Below are 20,463 nucleotides of genomic sequence, written 5' to 3'. Positions count from 1 at the left end.
GGCCGATCGCCCCGGGCGGGGCCGAGGAAAGGCGGGAAAATGCGGGTCCTGGTCACCGGTGGCGCGGGCTTCATCGGGTCGCACTACGTCCGGCAGGTGCTGACCGGCGCCTACCCGTCGTTGCGTGACGCCGAGGTGGTCGTGCTGGACAAGCTCACCTACGCCGGCAACGAGGCCAACCTGGCCCCGGTCGCCGCGGACCCGCGGCTGCGGTTCGTCCGCGGCGACATCTGCGACACGGCGCTGGTCACCGAGCTCATGCGCGGTGTCGGCCTGGTCGTGCACTTCGCCGCCGAGTCGCATGTGGACCGCTCGATCCTCGGTTCCGCCGACTTCGTGCTGACGAACGTGCTCGGCACGCAGAACCTGCTGCAGGCGGCCTTGGAGGCCGGTGTCGGCAAGTTCGTGCACGTGTCCACCGACGAGGTGTACGGCTCGATCGAGCACGGTTCGTGGACCGAGGAGCACCTGCTGGAGCCGAACTCGCCGTACTCGGCGTCGAAGGCGTCGTCCGACCTGGTGGCGCGGTCGTTCCACCGCACCCACGGGCTGCCGGTGTGCATCACCCGGTGTTCCAACAACTACGGTCCGTACCAGTTCCCGGAAAAGGTCATCCCGCTGTTCGTCACCCACCTCCTCGACGGGCGGAAGGTGCCGCTGTACGGCGACGGGCTCAACGTCCGCGACTGGCTGCACGTGGACGACCACTGCCACGGCATCCAGCTGGTCGCCGACGGCGGGCGGCCGGGCGAGATCTACAACATCGGCGGCGGCACCGAGCTCACCAACCGCGAGCTGACCGAGCGGCTGCTCGCGGCGCTGGGCGCGGGCTGGGACAGCGTCGAACCGGTCGTGGACCGCAAGGGTCACGACCGCCGGTACTCGGTGGACATCACGAAGATCAGCGAGGAGCTGGGGTACGCTCCGCGCGTGTCCTTCGAGGACGGTCTGGCCGCGACAGTGGCCTGGTACACGGACAATCGCGCGTGGTGGGAGCCCCTGGCGGAGCGGACCGCGCTCAAGAAGTGAGGATGGGCCTGTGCGGCTGACGGTGCTCGTGCCCGGTGGTTCCGGGCAGCTCGGCCGGGACCTCGCCGCCGCGGCTTCGCCGGGCGAGGTGGACGTCGTCGCGCCGGGATCGGCGGAGCTGGACTTGACGCAGACGGGGCAGGTGCTGGCCGCGGTCGGCGCGCTGGCCGACCGGGCGCGCGAAACGGGCGCGGCCCCGGTGGTGATCAACGCGGCGGCGTACACGGCGGTCGACGCGGCGGAGACGGACGAGGACCGCGCGTTCGCGGTGAACGCCGACGGCCCGCGCGTCCTCGCGGCGGCTTGCGCGTCCCGCCGGGTCCCGTTGATCCACGTGTCCACGGACTACGTCTTCCCGGGCGACGCTTCGAAGCCCTACGAGCCGTCCGACGAGCTCGGCCCGCGGAGTGCGTACGGCCGCACGAAGGCGGCGGGCGAGGACGCGGTACTCGGATCGGGCGCTTCGTCGTGGGTGGTGCGGACCGGCTGGCTGTACGGCAAGTCGGGGTCGAACTTCGTGAAGACCATGGCGCGCTTGGAGTCTTCGCGGGACACACTGTCTGTTGTGGACGATCAGGTGGGTGGCCCGACGTGGACCGCGGACCTGGCCGCGGGCCTGCTGGAGCTGGCCTCCCGCGCAGCCGCCGGCGACGGCCCGGAGCGGCGGATCCTGCACTGCACGAACGCGGGCGCGGTGAGCTGGTGCGGTTTCGCGAAGGCGATCTTCGAGCAGCTGGGCGCGGACCCGGCCCGGGTGAAGCCGTGCACGTCCGCGGAGTACCCGAGCGCGGCGACGCGTCCGGCGTATTCGGTGCTGTCCCCGGCTTCGTGGCGGGAGGCGTGGTTGACGCCGATGCGTCCGTGGGAAGAGGCGTTGGCGGCTTACTTCGCGGCGGAGTAGTCGGAGAGGATCTCGCCGAGGACGTGTCGGGCGGTGGTGGCCTCTTCGCCATCGCTGTCCACGTTCCGGGCGCAGGTGACCAACGTCTTCCAAAGTGCCCAACCGCGCCCCCGCGCCCATTCCGCCTCGTCGACGGACAGGCGCTCGCGGAACACCCGCCGACCCTCGGCGGTGAGCAGCGTCCAGGCGATCGCCAAGTCACAAGACGGGTCGCCGACGCCACAAGTCCCGAAGTCGATGACCGCGAGGAGGTTCCCGCCCTCCAGCAGGAGGTTGCCCGGGGCCAGGTCGCCGTGGAACCAGCTGTCCACGCCGTCCCAAGGCGCGTCCAGGGCGGCCGTCCAGATCGCGCCGGCCAGGTCGACGTCGATGTGCCCGGCCAAGGCCGTGAGCGCGCGCCGGGTCGATGCCTCGTAGGTGCGCAGCGTGGCACCCCGGAACCAGTTGTGCTTCCCCGGCTGGGGACCACCGGTCGCGTCGATGCTCCGCAACGCGGCCACGAACCCGGCCAGGTCGAGCGCGAACCGGGCCGGGTCGGCGATGCGGTCCGCGCGCGCCGGTTCGCCGTCGAGCCAGGGGTAGACCGACCACGGGAAGGGGTAACCCGCGCCGGGACGCCCCTTCTCCAGCGGGACGGGGACGGGCAGCGGCAGCCGGGGAGCCAGCGCCGGGAGCCACCGGTGCTCCTTGTCGACCGCCAGGGCGTACTCGGCCGCACTCGGCAGGCGGGCCACCAGGTCCTCGCCGACGTGGAAGGTGAAGTTGTCCCACCCGCTCTCGGCCACGGGCCGGACCGGGAGGCCGGCCCACCGCGGGAACTGGTCGTCGATCAGCCTCCGCACCTGGCCGACGTCGACGGTGACGCGCTGGGGCGGGGGACCGAGATCCGGGACGCTGGTCACGGGACGCCGGGTCAGTGCCGGCCCGAGGCCAGCCGGTACGCGCCGACCGTCAGCTCCGCGCACGTCCGCCACGTGAAGTTCGCCGCGTGGGCCCGTCGCGATGCCGACGTCGCCACCGCGTGCGGGTCGATCACCGCCGTGCGCAGGGCCTCCGCCAGGCTGTCCACGTCGCCGTAGGGAACCAGGCTCGCGCAGTCGCCCGCCACTTCGCGCAGGGCCGGGATGTCCGTGCAGACCACCGGGACGTCCGAGGCCATCGCCTCCAGCACCGGCAGCCCGAACCCCTCGTCGCGCGACGGCAGCACCAGCGCCGACGCGCCGGCGACCACCGTCCGCAGGTCCACATCGGACAGATAGCCGGTCTGGCGCATCCGCGCCCCGCGGGGGAACGGTCCCGGGCCCGCGAAGACCAGGTCCGGCAGGTCCGGGGCCGCGTCGTGGGTGCGGGTCAGCCAGTCCAGGCCCTTCCGGGGGCCGGCCGCCCCGGCGAACAGCAGGTACCGGTCGGGCAGCCCCAGCCGGGCGCGCCGCTCGTCGTCCGGCGGGCGGGCGGTGAACCACGCCGGGTTCACGCCCAGCGGCGTCACGACGATCTTCGCGCGGTCGACGTCCAGCCGGGTCGCCACCGCATCGGCCACCGCGGCCGTCGGGGTGCAGATCACGTTCGCCCGCCGCGCGCCGCGGCGGACCAGTTCCGGCAGAGCGCGGTCGCTCGGGGCGAGCTCGGCCGGGTTGTCCAAAAAGGCCAGATCGTGGATCGTGACGACGCCCGCGGCGCGGAACCGGCCCGGCAGCACGAAGTTCGTGCCGTGCACGACGTCGGTCGGCCCGGCGAACAGCTCCACCGGCGGGAAGTCCGACCGCAGCCACGCCATCCGCAGCAGGCGCGCCGCCACCGGCATCCCGCGGGCCCGGGCGCCGTACGGCAGCACGTGCCGCAGCCGGCGCCAGCCGCGCAGCGTGAACGCCACCGCGCGCGTGTCCACCTCGGGGATCGACACCAGCTCTTCGCTCAGCGCCGCCGTGTACCGGCCGATCCCGGTGCGCGCGCCGAGGAGCGGGGTGCCGTCGAGGAGGACGCGGAGTGACCTAGCCACGGCGGAGCCGTTGCTTCGCGATCTTCAGCACGCGCCCGCCGGCGCGCCGCGCCAGTTCGGACGCCCCGCCGGCGGCGAGGTACTCGCGGACGAGGTCGACGTCGCGGCGCACCATCGCCCGGCCGCGCACCGGCGGCGTCTTCACCAGGTCCGCCGAGCCGGGCAGCCGGTCGGCCGCCGGGCGCGGGTCGCGGCAGAACTCCACCAGCGGCTTCAGCGCTTCGGGCCAGGCGAAGCGCTGCGCGACGACGGCGATCCGCTCGACGCAGCCGGCGGCGAACTCCTCGTCGTACAAGCACTTCTCGAGCGCGGCGGCCAGCGCGTCGGCGTCCTCGGCCGGGACGACGACGCCGAGCCGCTCCGCCCGCACCAGGTCGGCGAAGGCGTCGCCGTCGGTGGTGACGATCGGCAGGCCGGCCCACAGGTAGTCGAGGACGCGGGTGCGGAACGCGAACGTCGTCTCGACGTGCTCGTAGTGCGTGGTGACGCCGCAGTTCGCGTCGAGCAGCCAGTTCTGGCGCTCGTGGTAGGCCACCCACTGCTCGTTGAAGTACACGTGCTTGCCGGTGAGGCCCAGCGAGTCCGCCAGCCGGATCGTCCGCGCGCCGATGTCCATCTCGGCGACCTCGGGGTTGGGGTGCTTCATGCCGAGGAACACGAGCCGGACGTCGCCGCGGCGCCGCCGCAGCTGGTCGATCGCGCGGACCAGCGTCAGCGGGTCGAACCAGCTGTAGACCCCGCCCGCCCAGAGCACGACGTGGTCGGTGCCGCCGATGCCCAGCGACAACCGCAGCCCGGGGCCGGTGCGCACCGGGGGCTCCGGCGCCAGCCCGAAGGGGACGACCGCGAGCAGCGACTGCGTCGTCGGGTCGGCGTCGTAGAGCCGCGGCGAGAGGCGGCCGAGCGCGGCCAGGTGGCCGAGCCAGAAGTGCCGCTGCCGCTCGGACGCGCAGAGGAAGAAGTCGCCGCGCTCGAGCTGCGCGTCCAGCACCTTCGTGACGCCGGCGAGGTCGGCCGTGCGCTGGTCGTCGGCGACGCCCTTGCCCTGCTCCAGCAGCTCGAGGTGCATCGGGTCGTAGAGGTCGGCGACGACGATCTTGCCGGCGTGCTCCTTCTTCAGCGACGGCGCCAGTTCGAGCACGTGCCCCTGCAGGATGACGATGTCGGCCCAGGCGATCGACGGCTCCAGCTCGCGGTGCTTGCCGGCGCTGACGCGGAACGGCGCCGGCGGCGGTGTCGCGAGGGGGTTGGTGGTGACGAGGTGGACGTCGTGCTCCGTGGCGAGCGCGAGCGCGATGTTCCAGGCGCGGATCGCCGGCCCGGCCATCCGCTCGGTGAGCGCGTCACCGGTGATCACGAGGACCTTCCGGCGCTGGCCGAACGCCTTCTCGATGCCGAACGCCTCGACGAGGATGTCGTGCGCGGCGAGGTAGCGCGGCAGCGGGTAGGCGGGCTCCAACGCCTTGCGCAGCAAGGGAAGCAGGTCGGCGTCGGTGCGGACGCGGGCGGCCTGCTCGACCGCGCGCGACTCCGCCAGGGACGGGAGCAGCTCGACGAACTGGTCGATGGCCAGGAGCCCGGCGAGCGTGGTCCGCGGGATCGCGACGTCGCCGGACTCGATCGGTCCGACGCCCCGTTCGAGGTCGAGCTGGGTCGCGTCCAGCTCGCCGCGGGCGGTGGCCCGGCGCACGGCGAGCGCGAGCGCGGCCGGCAGCGCGCGGGCCAGGGTCTCGTCGGAAAGGTTCTTGTAGAGCGCGGCCAGGGCGTTGCGCTCCAGCAGGAAGGTCTCGCGGCCGGTCTCCGGCGCGTCGACCGACGACATCGTGCCGTGGTGGCGGTGGTAGGTGAGCGACTCGGGGACGTACCGGACGCGCCAGCCGCGCAGGTTGAGCCGCCAGCCGAGGTCGACGTCCTCGTAGAACATGAAGAACCGCTCGTCGAAGCCGCCGAGCTCGGCGAACACCCCCGCGCGGACGAACATCGCGGAGCCGGTGCCGAACAGCACGTCCTTGGCGACCTCGTGCTCGGCGGCCGGGACGTCGGCCAGCGCGCTGCCCGCGTGCCGCTTGTAGCCCATGCCGAACCAGGTCAGCCCGCCGTCGACGAAGTCGGCGCCGGTGCCGTCCCAGTCGAGGACCTTGCTGGCGACGGCGGCGACGCGGGGTTGCGCGCGCAACTCGGCGACCGCGGCCGAAACCCAGCCGGGCGCCGGGCGGGCGTCGTTGTTGAGGAAGGCGAGGACGGTGCCCTTCGCGTGCTTCGCGCCGAAGTTGCAGCCGCCGGCGAACCCGGTGTTGCGGCCGGGCTCGAGCACGCGGGCGGTGGGGACGGCCTCGCGGATGCGGGCGGCCTCGTCGGAGTTGTCGACGCAGATCAGCTCGAGCTCGGGATAGTCGTGCTCGGCGAGCGCGCGCAGGCAGGTGATCGTGTCGTCGGCGCCGTGGTAGTTCACCACGATCACCGAGACGAGCGGTTGCGGTTCCCCCTGCGCCAAAGCCAGCTCCTCGTCGTCGGTAGGCGCCAAGCTTAAAGGCCTGCCCACGCCTCCCAGACCGCGCCTCGGCCGAGCGCCGCGCGGCGGCCGATCCCGCGGCGGGCCCGCAACGTCGCTGGTAGCTGCGCGGCCACCTCGGCCAGCACCCGGCAGCGCAGCCCGAAGCGGAAGTTCGCCGCGGCCGGACGCCCCGGCCGCAGCGGCAGCACCGCTGTCAACACGGCGAACCTGAGCAGCTGGTTCACCGCGACGGCACGGGGGGCGCAGCGCAGCAGCATGAGCAGCCGGTTGCGCTCGTTCCAGCGGTGGAACAGGGGGGAGCCCGGGTTGCTGCTGACGCCGTGAGCGTGCCGGACGCGGGCCTCGGGCGCCGCGATGACGTCCCACCCGGCCAGCCGCAGCCGCCACGCGGTGTCGGTGTCCTCGTAGTAGCAGAAGAACCCGGCCGGGACGCCGCGCACGCTCTGCAGGGCGTCGGTGCGCAGCAGCGCGGCACCGCCGCAGAAGGCGAAGACCTCCTCGGCGGGCTCGGGGAGGTCGGCACCGTGGCCGTCGGCGGTCAGCCGGACCCCGGCGGACTGGGTGGTGCCGTCGGGCCGCACGAGCCGTGACGTCGCCGCGGCGGCCAGCGGCGCCTTTTCGAGGGTGTCCTCCAGCGTCGCGAGCCAATCGGGCTCGGGTTCGGCGTCGTCGTTCAGCCACGCCATCAGCGGGGTTTCGATCCGCTTCGCGGCGACGGCGAGCGCGCCCGCGTAGCCCGCGTTGCGCGGGAGCCGGATTACTTGCGGGTGCGAAGGATGGGCCGCGAGCAGGGCGGCGGTGCCGTCGTCGGAGGCGTTGTCCACCACGAGCGTCCGATGTGGACGCGTCTGCGCGGCGAGCGCGTCGAGGCACGCGGTGACGTGCCCGGCGCCCCGCCAGGTCACGACGACCACCGTGGTGGCGGGATTCGCGGTCACGTCCCGCACAATAGCCGCGTGCCCGAACTGGTCGTGCTCGCCGAGCAGCTCCTCGCGCCCGTGCCCGGTGGCACCGGGCGCTACACGGCCGAGCTGCTGCCCGCGCTCGCGAAGACCGCGCCGCCGGGCTGGACGGTGTCCAGCGCCGTCGCGCGGCACGCCGACGTGTCCGCGGCCCGGCTGGAGGGCGTCGAAGGGCCCCGGGTGCTGCGGATCCCGCCGCGGGCCCTGGTCGCCGCGTGGCAGCTGGGCCTGCGCTGGTGGCCGGGTGGCGACGCGGTGCACGCGCCGACGCCGTTCGCGCCGCCGCGGGCGCCGGCCGGGCGGACGTTGAGCGTGACGGTGCACGACACCGTGCCGTGGACGCACCCGGAGACGCTCACCGCGCGCGGGGTGAGCTGGCACCGGTCGATGATCGCGCGGGCCGCGCGCCGCGCGTCCGGGCTGGTCGTGCCGACGCGCGCGGTCGCCGACGAGCTGGCGGTGCTGATCGACGTCGACGTCCCGGTGCGCGTGGTGCCGCACGGCGTGCGGGTGCCCACCGGGGACGCGCCGCTGGAGCTGCCCGCGCGGTACGTGCTGGCGGTCGGGACGATCGAGCCGCGCAAGGGGATCGACGTGCTGGTCGACGCGGTCGCGGCGCTGGACGGCCCGGCGCTGGTGATCGCCGGGCAGCCGGGCTGGGGCGGCGTCGACCCGGTCGCGCTGGCGGCCGAGCGCGGCCTGCCCGCGGACCGGCTGCGGGTGCTGGGGAAGGTGTCGGACGCCGAGCTGGCGACGGTGCTGCGCCACGCGAGCGTACTGGCGGTGCCGAGCCTCGCGGAGGGCTTCGGCCTGGGGCTGCTCGAGGCGATGGCGGTCGGGATCCCGGTGGTGCACACGGACGTCCCGGCCCTGGTGGAGGTGGCGGCCGGAGCCGGGCTGACGGTGCCGCGCGGCGACGCGGTGGCGCTGGCGGCGGCACTGCGGGAGGTGCTGGGATCGGCCTCGGTGGCGGCGGGGTTGGTGCGTGCCGGGCGGGAGCGGGCGAAGGCGTTCACGTGGCGTCGTGCCGCGGAGGCGGTGTGGGCGATTCACCGGCGGGTCGCGAGTAGCGGGTTTGCCAGTTCCCCACCATGACGCGGGGTCACCGCCGTACCCTGCAGGGGTGAGCGATGATCCCCGGGTCCTGATCGACGCGACCGCGGTTCCCGCGGACCGCGGCGGGGTCGGCCGGTACGTCGATTCGCTCGTCGCCGCCCTCGATGCCGACGGGGCCCGGGTCACCGTCGTCTGCCAGCCGCGGGACCTGCAGCTCTACGATCGGCTGGCGCCGCACTCGCGCGTGGTGCCCGCGTCACCCACGACGACCACCCGGACCGCGCGGCTGACCTGGGAACAGGCGACCCTGCCGCGGCTGGCGCGCCGCCTCGGCGCCGATGTCGTCCACTCGCCGCACTACACGATGCCGCTCGCGACGTCGGCCGCTTCGGTGGTCACCCTGCACGACGCGACCTTCTTCACCGACGCCGTCCTGCACTCGTCGGTGAAGGCCCGCTTCTTCCGCGCCTGGACCGCGACGGCCCTGCGCCGCGCGACACTCTGCGTGGTGCCGTCGGCGGCGACCGCCGCGGAGCTGGCCCGGGTCGGCCCGGTGCGGCACGCGGAGTTGGAGATCATCCACCACGGCGTCGACACCGAGCGGTTCCACCCGCCGTCCCCCGCGGAGGTCGCCGCGGCGCGGGCGGCGGTCGGGCTGGGCCGCACCCCGTACGTCGCTTTCCTCGGCGCGCTCGAGCCGCGCAAGAACGTGCCGGCGCTGATCCGCGGCTTCGCCCGCGCGGTCGCCGGCCGCCGGGACGCGCCGGCCCTCGTGCTGGCGGGCCAGCCGGGTTGGGACACGCAGGTCGAGCGCGCGCTGGACGCCGTCCCGCACCGGCTGCGCGTGATCCGGGCGGGCTACCTGCCCTTCGGGACGCTGGCGGGCTTCCTGGGCGGCGCCGAGCTGGTGGCCTACCCGTCGCTGGGCGAGGGCTTCGGGCTCCCGGTCCTGGAGGCGATGGCGTGCGGCGCGTGCGTGCTGACGACGCGCCGCCTGTCCCTGCCGGAGGTGGGCGGCGACGCCGTGGCGTACTGCGGCGTGGGCGCGGGCGACGTCGCGGCAGCGATCGGCGAGCTGCTGGCAGACGCCGGACGGCGAGCGGAGCTGGCAACGGCGGCCCAGCAGCGCGCGAAGGAGTTTTCCTGGGCGACGACGGCGGAGCGGCACCGGGAGGCGTACGCGAAAGCCTGGTCACGGCACCTCCGCACCCGCTGATTTCTCCGAACGTGCCCCTGGGCCGGGGCACCCGATTCACGCTCGGTGACGCGTGGACAATGGCCGGGTGACTGAGGACTCCCGCTATGGCGACGATGTCGGCGTCGTGACCGTGACCTACTTCTCCGAGGACACCATCGAGCGGTTCCTCGACACCCTCGAGAAGGCCACCGAGCGCGAGGTGAAGGTGGTCGTCGCGGACAACGCGTCCGTCGAGGGTGCCCTCGAGCAGGCCACCGCCGCCCGGAAGAACGTGCAGCTGCTCAGCATCGGTGAGAACGTCGGCTACGGGACCGCCGCCAACCGGGGGGTCGCCGAGCTGGACGACTCCTGCGGCTGGGTCGTCGTCGTCAACCCGGACCTCGAATGGGAGCCCGGTTCGCTCGACGCGCTGCTGGAGGTCGCGAAGCGGTGGCCGCGCGGGGGCGCGTTCGGGCCGCTGATCCACGACGCCGACGGCACCGTCTACCCCTCGGCGCGGCTCCTGCCGTCGTTCGGGCGCGGCATCGGCCACGCCGCCTTCGGGCGCGTCTGGCCCGGCAACCCGTGGACCAGGCAGTACCGGCAGGAGACCGGCTCCCCGGTCGAGCGCGTCGCGGGCTGGCTGTCCGGCTCGTGCCAGCTGTTCCGCCGGGAGGCGTTCGACTCCGTCGGCGGCTTCGACACGCGCTACTTCATGTACTTCGAGGACGTCGACCTCGGCGACCGGCTGGCCAAGGCGGGCTGGCTGAACGTCTACGCGCCTTCGTCGAGCGTCATGCACGTCGGTGGGCATTCGACGTCGCAGGCGTCGAAGAAGATGCTGAAGGCGCACCACGACAGCGCCTACCGCTACCTCGCCGACCGCCACCAGGGGCTCGCCTGGAAGCCGGTGCTCGCCGCCGCGAAGCTCGGCCTCGCGCTCCGGCTGAAGCTGGAAACCCGCTAGATCCCGTCGAGCCGGCGCGAGAGGTCGGACTTGCCGTTGTTCTGCGTCACCGTCGGCACCAGGCCGGTGTCCTCCGGATCGGGCTCCTTCAGCGGGCTCGTGATCGGCTCGGCCTGGGGCCGGCGGGCCAGCGGCGTCGACGTCGGCGTGGGCATCGGTGTCGTCGGCGTCGGGGTGCTCAACGGCGTCGTCTGCTGCGGACGACGGCCACCCGGCACCTCCAGCCGCCGCGTCGGCGCCGAACCGGCGAGCGGGTGGTCGTTCTCCTCGATCAGCGACGCCGGCAGCTGCGTCGTCGTGTCGGGATCGCGGCTGCGATCGAGCCCGTCGATCTGCGCGCGCGGGATCTGCTGGGTGTTCGCGGAGTCCATCGGTGACGTCGCGCTGTCGGGTGTCACCACGAACACACCGCGCGCCTGGGCTCGTGCGAGCAGGGCGTCCGCCCGATCGCGGGGGTCCATCCCCTCGGCCTCCCGACTGACCCGGGGCCCTCTGGGGAAAGGCCCGCCTGTTTCCTGTCTAGGGTAGGCCCTCCGGGCGACCTCCGTCAGGGTTTCCCGCGGCTTGTCGCTCAGCGGTGCGTGATACAAGAGGAGATTTCCGTGACGTCCGAGGTCCGAAGCGACGCTGTCGACGCCGTCGTGCTGGTCGGGGGCAAGGGCACCCGGCTGCGGCCGCTCACCCTGTCGGCGCCGAAGCCGATGCTCCCGACAGCCGGGACGCCGTACTTGAGCCACCTGTTCTCCCGCATCCGGGAAGCCGGGATCCGGCACGTCGTGCTGGGTACGAGCTACCGGGCCGAGGTGTTCGAGGAGTACTTCGGCGACGGCAAGTCGATCGGTCTGGACCTCGAGTACGTCGTCGAGGAGGAGCCGCTCGACACCGCGGGCGCCATCCGCAACGTGTACGACAAGCTGCGCGCCGACCACGTGATCGTCTTCAACGGCGACATCATCTCCGGCTCGGACCTCGGCGAGCAGCTGCGGGTGCACCGCGAATCCGAGGCGGACGTCACACTCCACCTGCAGCGCGTGCCGGACCCGAGCCGGTTCGGCTCGGTGCCGACCGACGAAACCGGGCGCGTGCAGGCGTTCCTCGAGAAGACGCCGGACCCGCCGACCGACCAGATCAACGCCGGCTGCTACGTCTTCCGCCGCCCGGTGATCGGGGCCATCCCGACCGGGCGCCGGGTGTCGGTGGAGCGCGAGACGTTCCCGCAGCTGCTGGAGCAGGGCGCGCACATCCAGGGCTTCGTCGACAGTTCGTACTGGCTGGACGTCGGCACGCCGGAAGCGTTCGTGCGCGGCTCGGCCGACCTGGTGCGCGGCGTCGCGCCGACGTCGGCGCTGCCCGGCCGCCCCGGCGACTTCCTGGTGCTCGACGGCGCGTCCGTGGCCGAGGACGCCCAGCTGTGCGGCGGTTCGACGATCGGCGTCGCGGCCGTGGTCGGCTCGGGCGCGAAGATCGACGGCTCGGTGCTCTTCGACGGCGCGGCGGTCTCCGAGGGCGCGGTGGTCGAGCGCTCGGTGCTCGGGCACGGCGCCCGCGTCGGCGCCGGGGCGGTGCTGCGCGGCGTGGTCCTCGGCGACGGCGTGTCCGTCGGGGCCGGCTGCGAGCTGCTCGACGGCGCCCGCGTCTGGCCGGACGTCGTACTGCCGGACGGTTCCGTCCGCTTCTCGAGCGACGCGTAGCCGATGTTCTGGCGTCCCGCGTTCGAGGTCGACCTGGGCCGGGTCCTGGGTCCGCTGAAGCGCGGCCGCGGGTCGCTCAACATCCTCGACGACGAGCGCGGCATCACGTGGCTCGCGTCGAACACCCCGGACGGCCCCGGCACGCTGGCGCTGCGCAAGCTCACCGACGGCCGCATCGAGGCCGCGGCCTGGGGTGCGGGCAAGGACCGGCTGCTCAGCGGCGTCCCGGCGCTGCTGGGGGCGAACGACGACGACTCCGGGTTCGTCGCGCACCACGACGTCGTCGCGCGGGCCCGGCGGGAGAACCCCGGGCTGCGGCTCGGCGCGACGGGCGTCGTGTGGGACTGGCTGGTGCTCGCGGTGCTGGAGCAGAAGGTGACCGGCAAGGAGGCGATCCGGTCGTGGGCCGAGCTGTGCCGCCGGTTCGGTTCGCGCCCGCCGGGCCCGGCGCCGGAGCGGCTGCGCGTGCCGCCGACGCCGGTGGCGCTGCGCTCGCTGCCGGACTGGCACTGGCACCGCGCGGGCGTGGACATCAAGCGCCGGACGGCCCTGCTCAACGCGGCCCGCGTCGCCGGCCACCTGGAGCGGGCGGTCGAGCTGGGCGGCATCGAGGGCCGTCACCTGCTGCGCCACGTGCCGGGCATCGGCGTGTGGACGGCGGCGGAGATCGCCCAGCGCGCCTGGGGCGACCCGGACGCGGTCAGCTTCGGCGACTACAACATCCCGTCGATGGTCGGGAACGCGCTGCTGGGCACGAAACTCGACGACGCGGGGATGGCGGAGGTGCTGGCCCCGTACGCCCCGCAGAGGCAGCGGGCAGTGCGGTACCTGGAGACGGCGGGGTACCGGCGGCCCCGGTTCGGGCCGCGGATCGAGCTGCGCGAATACCGCGCCATGTGAGGGGTCTGGCTACTGCTGGGGCGGAGGCGGGAACGGCGGCTGCTGGCCGGGGTCCGGTGGGAACGGCGGCTGCTGGCCGGGGTAGCCCGGCTGGCCGGGGTAGCCCGGCTGACCCGGATAGCCCTGCTGCGGCGGGTAACCCGGCTGCTGGCCCGGAAACCCTTGCTGCGGCGGGTATCCGGGAAATCCCTGCTGCGGGTAGCCGGGCTGGGGGTAGCCCTGGTACAGCGGGTACACCGGTGGCTTCGGCTTGCTCGTCTTGACGATGAGCAGCACGACCCCGGCGATTCCGCCGAGGACCACCAGGATGATCAGCAGCATGAGCACGCTCACCATCAGCTGGTCCTCTCGTCGAGCGCGGCGCGGACGATCGCCAGCGCTTCGGCGTCGTCGAGGCCGAGCTTGCGGGTGAGGGCCGCGTACTCGGCCGCGGCCTGCTGGGCGCGGCTGCGGCTCTGGTCGCCCGATGCGCCGACGAAACTGCCCGCCCGGCCGCGTGTTTCGATCAGGCCCGCTTCTTCGAGCTCGCGGTAGGCGCGGGCGACCGTGTTCGGGGCGATGCCGAGGTCGGCCGCGAGCTGCCGGACGGTGGGCAGCTTCGTGCCCACCGCCAGCGTCCGGTCGGTGATGCGCGCCGCGAGGCCGGCGCGGACCTGCTCGTACGGCGGCACCGGCGAGTCGCTGTCGAAGGGGACGATCACCAGCTCTGCGGACCCGCTCCCGGGCCGGGCTGCGGCTGCTGCGGGTACGGCCCCTGCGGCGCGTACTGCTGCTGCGGCACCGGCTGCGACGGCGGATACCCAGGCTGCGAAGGCGGATATCCGGGCTGCGAAGGCGGATATCCGGGCTGCGACGCCATCGGTTGCGACGGCGGGTACCCCGGCTGCTGCGGGAACCCGTGCTGCTGCGGCGCGAACCCCGGCTGCGGCGGATAAGGCGCGCCCGAGCCACCCGGCTGCGCGGCCGGAAAACCGGAAAAACCCTGCTGCGGCGGGAAGTTCGGCGACTGACCGCTGTTCTTCATCGCCTCTTCGCGCCGCATCTTCGACACCCGCACCGCCACCACGACCACGAACACGATGATCGCGAGCACGATCAGCCCGAGGACGATGTAGCCGAACACCCCGTCGCCACCACCCCCTCCGGAGTGGTAGTGCACGCGTTGCGGAAACTGCGTAGCCATGTGGTCCCTCCCTGTCCACACCCCAGGTTAGTGCCCGGCACCGACAGGAATCGCCGCTTTCACCAGATCGGCGAGATCTTCGGAGCCGGCCGGGAGGGCGTCCACCGGCCACCACCGCAGGTCGTCGGACTCCTCGCTGCGCACCGGCGAAGCACCCGCCGGCGCGTGCACCGCGAACCGGACGTCGAAGTGCCGCGTCGGCACGCCCAGCGAGCACGTGATCGGGTGGACGTCGAGGTGCACCGGCTCCGGGGCGATCCGCAGCCCGGCCATGCCGGACTCCTCGGTGGCCTCCCGCAGCGCCGCACCGGCCAGCGAAGCATCCGCGGGCTCGCAGTGCCCGCCCAGCTGCAGCCACCGGCCGACGCGCGGGTGCAGGGTCAGCAGCACCTGCGTCCCGGTGTGGTCCAGAACCACGGCCGACGCCGTGAGGTGCCCTGCTTCGCAGGACCGCTGGCAGCTGTCCTCCCGCGCCGCGAGGAACCCGAGGAACGCCTGGCGCAGCGACTCCTGGGACGACACCGATGGCCGCCACGCACCGAGCGTCGCGACGGCGTCCGCGTGCAGGCTCACAGCTCCAACAGCCCCTCGCCGGGGGTGACCGGGCCGCGCGGCCCCGGCGCGGCCAGCGGGACGCCGATCGCGACCGAGCCGAGCGGCTGCCAGCGTTCGTCGAAGCCGAGGACGTCCCGGACGACGTCCGCGGAGAAGATCGTCGAGCCGATCCAGCACGACCCCAGTCCCTCGGCCGCCAAGGCGACGAGCAGGCCCTGCACCGCGGCGCCGCCGGCGACGGTGAACATCGTCTTCTCGCAGTCGTTGCGGCGGTCGTCGCGGTAGGTGTGCGCGCCGTCCGGCACCAGGAACGGGATGACGACTTCCGGAGCCCGGTACAGGATGTCGCCGCGGCTGAGCCGCTTCGCGATCTGCTCCGGCGTGAACTCGTCGCCCTCGAGGTCGGCCCGCCACGACTCGCGCATCGCGTCCAGCAGCTTCCGCCGCAGCCCGGAGTCGCGCAGCCAGACGAACCGCACGGGGTGCGTGTGGTGCGGCGCGGGCGCGGTCAGCGCGGCACCGACGGCCCGCCGCATCGCGTCGGGGTCGACCGGCTCGTCGGCGAACTGCCGCACCGAACGCCGGGCCGGGACGGCTTCCCGCCGGCCCTGGACGATGGCTTCGTTCGTGCCCAGCCGGAAGAGGTCCTCCTCCAGCGGGCGGATCAGATCCCGTGCGGTCGAGCCGTCGTCCTCCAGGAAGAGCCCGCGGACGACCGCGACCGGCGTCCCGCCCAGCTTGCCCTTGACCAGGTCGGCGGCCGCGGCGAGCTCGTCGGCGACCGCGACCTCGGTGACGGCCAGCTCGTTGCCCTGCCCGTCGACCTGCCCGCGGTAGGCGTGCAGCACGCGCAGCCCGGACGCGCCGATCGCGGCGTCGGTCTGCCCGACCCGCCAGGCGCGGCCCATGGTGTCGGTGACGACGACGGCGACCTCGACGCCGAGGCGTTCCCGCAGGCCGTTGCGCAGGGCCAGCGCCGACGCGTCCGGGTCGGCGGGCAGCAGCGCGACCTCGTCGCCGGCCACGTTGGACGCGTCGATCCCGGACGCGGCCTGCACGATGCCCAGGGGGTTCTGGGTGATCACCGTGCGCGCGATCCGCGCGACGACCCGCACGGCCTCCTGCTCGACGAGCTTCCGGCGTTCGGCGTCGCGGGCTTCGGGGTCCGGCGGCACGCGGACGAGCCTGCCCTCGGCCTTCGAGACGATCTTGCTGGTCACGACGACGACGTCGCCGGAGCGCAGCCACGGCGCGGCCGAGACGATCGCGCCGGTCAGGTTGTCGCCCGGGCGGAACTCCGGCAGCCCGGTGACGGGCAGGATCTCCAGCTTGGGGGAGGCGTGGTCACTCAACGGGGGCTCCAGCGAGTTCGAGGGCGGCGCGGGCCATCGCCGCGGTCGCGTCCACATCGGACATCAGCAGCGGGACGTCGCGGACGGTCACGCCCGGCACGTCCGCCGTCTCGCCCTCGGCGATCAGCCAGCCGTCGAGCACGCCGCCGTCCTTGCGCGAGCCGTAGTGCCGGCCCACCGCCTCCGCCGACGTCTCGACGCCGATCGCGGTCAGGCACGCGTCGGCCATGCCGCGCAGGGCCTTGCCACCGATGATCGGCGACACGCCGACGACGCCCGCGGACGTCTTGCGCAGCGCGTCCCGCACCCCCGGCACGCCCAGCACGGTGCCCACCGAGACCACCGGGTTCGACGGCGCGAACAGCACCGCGTCGGCGTCCTTGACGGCTTCCAGCACGCCCGGCGCGGGCTTGGCCTCGTCGGCGCCGACCGCGACGATCGAGTGCGCCTTCGGCTCGGCGCGGTAGCGCACCCACCACTCCTGGAAGTGGACGGCCTTCTGCTGGCCGTCCTGCTCCGGGTTGTCGATCACGACGTGGGTCTCGACGCGGTCGTCGGACATCGGCAGCAGCCGGACGCCGGGCTGCCAGCGGTCGCACAGGGCCTCGGTCACCGCCGACAGCGGGTAGCCCGCGCGCAGCATCCGGGACCGGATCAGGTGGGTGGCGATGTCCTTGTCGCCGAGGCCGAACCACGTCGGCTCGGCGCCGTAGGCGGCCAGCTCCTCCTTGACGACCCAGGTCTCGCCCGAGTGCCCCCAGCCGCGTTCCTTGTCGATCCCGCCACCCAGGGTGTACATGCAGGTGTCCAGGTCAGGGCAGATCCGGAGGCCGTGCATCCAGACGTCGTCGCCGGTGTTGACCAGCGCCGTCACCTCGTGCTCCGACTCGGAACTCCCCTCGGCGGACATGCCCAGAGCCGCCTTGACACCCAGCAGGAAGCGGGCCCCGCCCACTCCACCGACCACTACCACGATCTTCACGACGTCGAATCCTCGCACGAGCCGGGTGCGGGCACCCAGTACCGGTATCTGTGGTGCGGGGTGTAGCCGAGCCCCGCGTAGAGCGCGAGCGCGCCCGAATTCCCCTCCGCGACCTGCAACACCGCGCGGCCCGCCCCGTGTTCCGCACCCCACGTGTGCAGGGCGCCCATCAGCATCGACGCCAGTCCCCGGCGGCGGAAGGCCGGGGCGACCTCGAGGCGGCCGGCGTGCAGCCAGCCGTCGACCAAGGCGCCGCGGACGACGCCGGCGGTGACGCCGTCCAGCGTCGCGACGCCGTAGCCGACCTTCCCACCGGTCAGGACGCGCCGTGCGGCCGGGGTGTCCTCGCCCGGGCCGAGGGTGAGCTCCCACCAGCCGGGCGTCGGCTCGTCGTGCACCACGACGCCGGGGGTGGCGGGCGCGGTGACCGGCGTCGCCGTGAGCACGACGACCTCGTGCCCGCGGTGGTGGCGCTTCGCCTCGACCCAGCCTTCGGCGGCGATCGCGCGCTCGTTCGCGCTGTCCCGGAGCACCTGCGCCATCGGCGGGATGCCCCGGCCGTGGGCGAAGTCACACACCGCGCGCAGGGCGTCCGGCACCGGGCGGCCGGCGTCGCCGACGGCGAGCACGCTGTTCGCGCGGCCGGTGAAGCCCCCTGCCCAGCGCAGTCGCCAGTCCCTCAAGGACTCCTCGACCAGGGGAGGCCATGCTCTGCTGCAGACGATTTCGAGCGCCTCGGGTGCGTTCACAGCTAGATTGTGACCGAGGCCGTTGACGGCACGGAGCGGATTTCTTCAGGAGGTGGCCGTGGGCATCCAGCGCAAGGACGAGCGGCACAACGAGAAGCTCGTCGACGAGATCTCCGAGGGGTTCAACCGCGCCGTGGGGGAGAAGGAGTCCGAGGACGAAGCACCCAAGCCCCGCTTCGTCATCACCGGCGACGCCCGGGCCACCCCGCCCCCGCGCCGCCGGGAGAGGTGACCGCCATACCCCGGGTATGGCTAAGGCTTGCCTCACCGACCGAACGGGTGCCGATGCCGCGTAATGTCGGCACCGACTGGCTGTTTGCAGAGAAAAGCAGGAGTGCGCAGTGACCTACGTGATCGCCGAGCCCTGCGTCGACGTGCTCGACAAGGCGTGTATCGACGAGTGCCCCGTGGACTGCATCTACGAGGGCGAGCGGATGCTGTACATCCACCCCGACGAGTGCGTCGACTGCGGCGCCTGCGAGCCGGTCTGCCCGGTCGAGGCGATCTACTACGAGGACGACGTCCCGGACAACTGGTCGGACTACACCAAGGCCAACGTCGACTTCTTCGACGAGCTGGGCTCGCCCGGCGGCGCGTCGAAGGTGGGCAAGACGGCCAACGACCCGGCCTTCATCAAGGCGCTGCCCCCGCAGGGCGAATGAGCCGCGTCGCGCTGCCCGACTTCCCCTGGGATTCGCTCGCCGAGGTCAAGGCCACGGCGCAGGCGCATCCCGGCGGGGCGGTCGACCTCTCCATCGGCACGCCGGTCGACCCGGTCCCGGCCGGCATCCGCGATGCGCTCGCGTCGGTGTCGGAGATCCCCGGGTACCCGACCACGCACGGCGTCCCCGCGCTGCGGGAAGCCGCGCGCGCGGCGCTTTCGCGGCGGCACGGCGTCGACGGCATCGAGCCGGACGCCGTGCTCCCGACGATCGGGTCCAAGGAAGCCGTGGCCTGGCTGCCGCGGCTGCTCGGCTTCGGCCCCGGCGACGTCGTCGTCATCCCGGAACTGGCGTACCCGACGTACGAGGTCGGGGCGCTGCTGGCGGGCGCGTCGATCCTGCGCGCCGACGGCCTGACCGCGCTGGGACCGCAGCGGCCGGCGATGATCTGGCTGAACTCGCCGTCCAACCCGACGGGCAAGGTGCTGCCGGTCGAGCACCTGCGCAAGGTGGTCGAGTGGGCCCGCGAGCGCGACGTCGTCGTGGTGTCCGACGAGTGCTACCTGGCCCTCGGCTGGGAAACCGACCCGCTCTCGGTGCTCCACCCGGACGTCTGCGACGGCCGGATGGACGGCCTGATCGCGGTCCACTCCCTGTCGAAGTCGGCGAACCTGGCGAGCTACCGCGCCGGGTTCCTGACCGGTGACCCTCAGCTGGTCAAGCAGCTGCTGGAGGTCCGCAAGCACGCGGGCATGATCGTGCCGCGCCCGGTCCAGGAGGCGATGATCGCCGCTCTGAACGACGACTCGGCCCTGGAGGTTCAGCGCGAGCGCTACGCCCGCCGGCGGCTGGCGCTGCGGAAGGCCCTGCAGGACAACGGGTTCCGCATCGATCATTCCGAGGCGGGGCTGTACCTGTGGGCGACGCGGGACGAGGACGCCCAGACCACGCTCTCCTGGCTCGCCGAGCGGGGGATCCTGGTCGCGCCGGGCACGTTCTACGGCCCGAAGGGTGGCAAGCACGTCCGGGTCGCGCTGACCGCGACGGACGAGCGTGTCGACGCCGCCGTGGAGCGGCTCACTCAGTAGTCGCGGCCCGTGAAGCCCCGGTAGACGAACCGGGTGAGCGCCTCGATCGCCTCTTCGTCGGTCGGGGGCGTCCACCCCGGCGGCACCGGGTCGAGCAGCCACATCTGCGCGAAGCTGTCGACCAGCTGGTACATCATCGCGATCGACAGCTCCGTGCTCGCCGGCAGCCGCAGGCCGGCCGCGGTGACCTGGGCCAGGTGGCCGTTGAGGTCCGCGGCCTGCGTCGCGCCGAAGTTCGCCATCGTGCGGGCGAACGCGTCGTTCACCATCGCCGCCTGGCGCAGCGCCTGCATCGTCGACGCGTGCTCCTTGTAGAAGTCCCAGTACTGGGCCACGTGCCAGCGCACTGCCGCCGGGTCGCTGAAGTCGGACAGGTGGCCCTCGCTCAGCGCGCTTTCGTCGCCTGACGCCGCGATGTCGCCCAGGAGCGCCTCGAGCAGCTCCTCCTTGCCCGCGAAGTGGTTGTAGAACGACCCCGCGGCCCGGCCCGCCTCGGCGGTGATGTCCGTGATCTTCGTGTTCAGGTAGCCCTTCCGCGCGAAGACGCGCCGGGCCGCCGCCTTCAGCGCGGCCTCGGTCTCGGCGGCCTTCTCCTTGCGGCTCGTCGCCGTCATCGGCACCTCCCTTGACAGGAGAAGCTAGCAGCGCCATTCTGAATCCAGATTCACTGAATAGCAATTCACCGGGAGGGTGAC

23 protein-coding genes are annotated in these 20,463 nt (G+C 73.3%); 10 read left to right on the top strand and 13 right to left on the bottom strand.

From position 1 onward, the window contains the following. The first annotated feature begins 39 nt into the window (after positions 1 to 39). Positions 40 to 1,029 carry a dTDP-glucose 4,6-dehydratase gene (gene rfbB, locus ACH54P_RS24400; RefSeq protein ID WP_489905700.1) on the top strand — a complete coding sequence of 330 codons (990 nt, stop codon included), beginning with the start codon at positions 40 to 42 and terminating at the stop codon, positions 1,027 to 1,029. 10 nt (positions 1,030 to 1,039) lie between these two features. Continuing rightward, positions 1,040 to 1,930, top strand: coding sequence for a dTDP-4-dehydrorhamnose reductase (rfbD, locus tag ACH54P_RS24395; protein ID WP_489905699.1), 891 nt, complete (start codon positions 1,040 to 1,042; stop codon positions 1,928 to 1,930). On the opposite strand, the gene ACH54P_RS24390 is transcribed toward rfbD, so the two are convergent. Genes ACH54P_RS24390 through ACH54P_RS24375 form a run of 4 tightly spaced genes read right to left on the bottom strand, consistent with a single transcriptional unit; the run spans position 1,912 to position 7,391 of the window. Then, entirely contained in the window at positions 1,912 to 2,832 is a 921-nt protein-coding gene (locus ACH54P_RS24390; protein WP_489905697.1) for an aminoglycoside phosphotransferase family protein, read from the bottom strand. The genes rfbD and ACH54P_RS24390 overlap by 19 nt on opposite strands. An 11-nt stretch (positions 2,833 to 2,843) precedes the next feature. Next, positions 2,844 to 3,929: a glycosyltransferase family 4 protein gene (locus ACH54P_RS24385; protein ID WP_489905696.1), complete on the bottom strand. Its 1,086-nt coding sequence runs from the start codon at positions 3,927 to 3,929 to the stop codon at positions 2,844 to 2,846. Then, positions 3,922 to 6,423 carry a glycosyltransferase gene (locus ACH54P_RS24380; protein WP_489916608.1) on the bottom strand — a complete coding sequence of 834 codons (2,502 nt, stop codon included), beginning with the start codon at positions 6,421 to 6,423 and terminating at the stop codon, positions 3,922 to 3,924. Before ACH54P_RS24380 ends, ACH54P_RS24385 begins: the two co-directional genes overlap by 8 nt. Before the next feature lie 32 nt (positions 6,424 to 6,455). Beyond that, entirely contained in the window at positions 6,456 to 7,391 is a 936-nt protein-coding gene (locus ACH54P_RS24375) for a glycosyltransferase family 2 protein (RefSeq protein ID WP_489905695.1), read from the bottom strand. A gap of 9 nt (positions 7,392 to 7,400) precedes the next feature. On the opposite strand from ACH54P_RS24375, the gene ACH54P_RS24370 reads away from it, so the two are divergent. The 3 genes from ACH54P_RS24370 (at position 7,401) to ACH54P_RS24360 (ending at position 10,606) form a co-directional block, all read left to right on the top strand. After that, positions 7,401 to 8,501, top strand: coding sequence for a glycosyltransferase family 4 protein (locus tag ACH54P_RS24370; RefSeq protein WP_489905694.1), 1,101 nt, complete (start codon positions 7,401 to 7,403; stop codon positions 8,499 to 8,501). A gap of 28 nt (positions 8,502 to 8,529) precedes the next feature. Next, complete coding sequence (locus ACH54P_RS24365) at positions 8,530 to 9,678, top strand: glycosyltransferase family 4 protein (RefSeq protein WP_489905693.1); 1,149 nt, start codon at positions 8,530 to 8,532, stop codon at positions 9,676 to 9,678. Positions 9,679 to 9,745: 67 nt separating this feature from the next. Beyond that, positions 9,746 to 10,606 (top strand): glycosyltransferase family 2 protein, encoded by an 861-nt coding sequence (locus ACH54P_RS24360; protein ID WP_489905692.1) that lies wholly within the window; start codon positions 9,746 to 9,748, stop codon positions 10,604 to 10,606. On the opposite strand, the gene ACH54P_RS24355 is transcribed toward ACH54P_RS24360, so the two are convergent. Continuing rightward, complete coding sequence (locus tag ACH54P_RS24355; RefSeq protein WP_489905691.1) at positions 10,603 to 11,067, bottom strand: hypothetical protein; 465 nt, start codon at positions 11,065 to 11,067, stop codon at positions 10,603 to 10,605. The two genes, ACH54P_RS24360 and ACH54P_RS24355, sit on opposite strands and share 4 nt — an antisense overlap. 141 nt (positions 11,068 to 11,208) lie before the next feature. Here ACH54P_RS24355 and manB point away from each other — a divergent pair, with 141 nt between their 5' ends. Together manB and ACH54P_RS24345 are read left to right on the top strand one after the other, a co-directional pair. After that, complete coding sequence (gene manB / locus ACH54P_RS24350) at positions 11,209 to 12,297, top strand: mannose-1-phosphate guanylyltransferase (protein WP_489905690.1); 1,089 nt, start codon at positions 11,209 to 11,211, stop codon at positions 12,295 to 12,297. A 3-nt stretch (positions 12,298 to 12,300) separates the two neighbouring features. Beyond that, complete coding sequence (locus ACH54P_RS24345; RefSeq protein WP_489905689.1) at positions 12,301 to 13,197, top strand: DNA-3-methyladenine glycosylase family protein; 897 nt, start codon at positions 12,301 to 12,303, stop codon at positions 13,195 to 13,197. Between the two features lie 9 nt (positions 13,198 to 13,206). On the opposite strand, the gene ACH54P_RS24340 is transcribed toward ACH54P_RS24345, so the two are convergent. From ACH54P_RS24340 to ACH54P_RS24310, 7 genes are read right to left on the bottom strand one after another with little or no spacing between them, the layout of a single operon-like run. Next, complete coding sequence (locus tag ACH54P_RS24340) at positions 13,207 to 13,533, bottom strand: hypothetical protein (RefSeq protein ID WP_489905687.1); 327 nt, start codon at positions 13,531 to 13,533, stop codon at positions 13,207 to 13,209. Beyond that, positions 13,533 to 13,898 carry a GntR family transcriptional regulator gene (locus ACH54P_RS24335; RefSeq protein ID WP_489905686.1) on the bottom strand — a complete coding sequence of 122 codons (366 nt, stop codon included), beginning with the start codon at positions 13,896 to 13,898 and terminating at the stop codon, positions 13,533 to 13,535. The genes ACH54P_RS24340 and ACH54P_RS24335 overlap by 1 nt, the downstream gene beginning before the upstream one ends. Next, complete coding sequence (locus tag ACH54P_RS24330; RefSeq protein WP_489905685.1) at positions 13,895 to 14,380, bottom strand: hypothetical protein; 486 nt, start codon at positions 14,378 to 14,380, stop codon at positions 13,895 to 13,897. Before ACH54P_RS24330 ends, ACH54P_RS24335 begins: the two co-directional genes overlap by 4 nt. A 27-nt stretch (positions 14,381 to 14,407) precedes the next feature. Further along, positions 14,408 to 14,953, bottom strand: a complete 546-nt coding sequence (locus ACH54P_RS24325) for an NUDIX hydrolase (RefSeq protein ID WP_489905684.1) — start codon at positions 14,951 to 14,953, stop codon at positions 14,408 to 14,410. Beyond that, positions 14,950 to 16,344 (bottom strand): coenzyme F420-0:L-glutamate ligase, encoded by a 1,395-nt coding sequence (locus tag ACH54P_RS24320; protein ID WP_489905683.1) that lies wholly within the window; start codon positions 16,342 to 16,344, stop codon positions 14,950 to 14,952. The genes ACH54P_RS24325 and ACH54P_RS24320 overlap by 4 nt, the downstream gene beginning before the upstream one ends. After that, positions 16,280 to 17,269 (bottom strand): 2-phospho-L-lactate transferase, encoded by a 990-nt coding sequence (gene cofD / locus ACH54P_RS24315; RefSeq protein ID WP_489905682.1) that lies wholly within the window; start codon positions 17,267 to 17,269, stop codon positions 16,280 to 16,282. The genes ACH54P_RS24320 and cofD overlap by 65 nt, the downstream gene beginning before the upstream one ends. Continuing rightward, on the bottom strand, positions 17,266 to 18,018 hold the full coding sequence (locus ACH54P_RS24310) for a GNAT family N-acetyltransferase (protein WP_489905681.1): 753 nt from the start codon (positions 18,016 to 18,018) through the stop codon (positions 17,266 to 17,268). Before ACH54P_RS24310 ends, cofD begins: the two co-directional genes overlap by 4 nt. A 58-nt stretch (positions 18,019 to 18,076) precedes the next feature. Here ACH54P_RS24310 and ACH54P_RS24305 point away from each other — a divergent pair, with 58 nt between their 5' ends. The 3 genes from ACH54P_RS24305 (at position 18,077) to dapC (ending at position 19,768) form a co-directional block, all read left to right on the top strand. Continuing rightward, the gene (locus ACH54P_RS24305) at positions 18,077 to 18,250 is read left to right on the top strand and encodes a hypothetical protein (RefSeq protein WP_489905680.1); all 174 of its coding nucleotides are present in this window, start codon (positions 18,077 to 18,079) and stop codon (positions 18,248 to 18,250) included. Between the two features lie 109 nt (positions 18,251 to 18,359). Further along, positions 18,360 to 18,680: a ferredoxin gene (gene fdxA, locus ACH54P_RS24300; RefSeq protein ID WP_072474489.1), complete on the top strand. Its 321-nt coding sequence runs from the start codon at positions 18,360 to 18,362 to the stop codon at positions 18,678 to 18,680. Next, a complete protein-coding gene (gene dapC, locus ACH54P_RS24295) occupies positions 18,677 to 19,768 on the top strand; it encodes a succinyldiaminopimelate transaminase (protein ID WP_489905679.1) in 1,092 nt (363 codons plus the stop codon). The genes fdxA and dapC overlap by 4 nt, the downstream gene beginning before the upstream one ends. Here the strand turns inward: dapC and ACH54P_RS24290 are convergent. Beyond that, complete coding sequence (locus tag ACH54P_RS24290; protein ID WP_489905678.1) at positions 19,762 to 20,382, bottom strand: TetR/AcrR family transcriptional regulator; 621 nt, start codon at positions 20,380 to 20,382, stop codon at positions 19,762 to 19,764. The genes dapC and ACH54P_RS24290 overlap by 7 nt on opposite strands. Positions 20,383 to 20,463: the final 81 nt, after the last annotated feature.

Source organism: Amycolatopsis sp. N2S4-7 (assembly GCF_058119595.1).
Note: the sequence above shows the minus strand (reverse complement) of the source record. Positions and strands in the feature narration are given on the sequence as shown.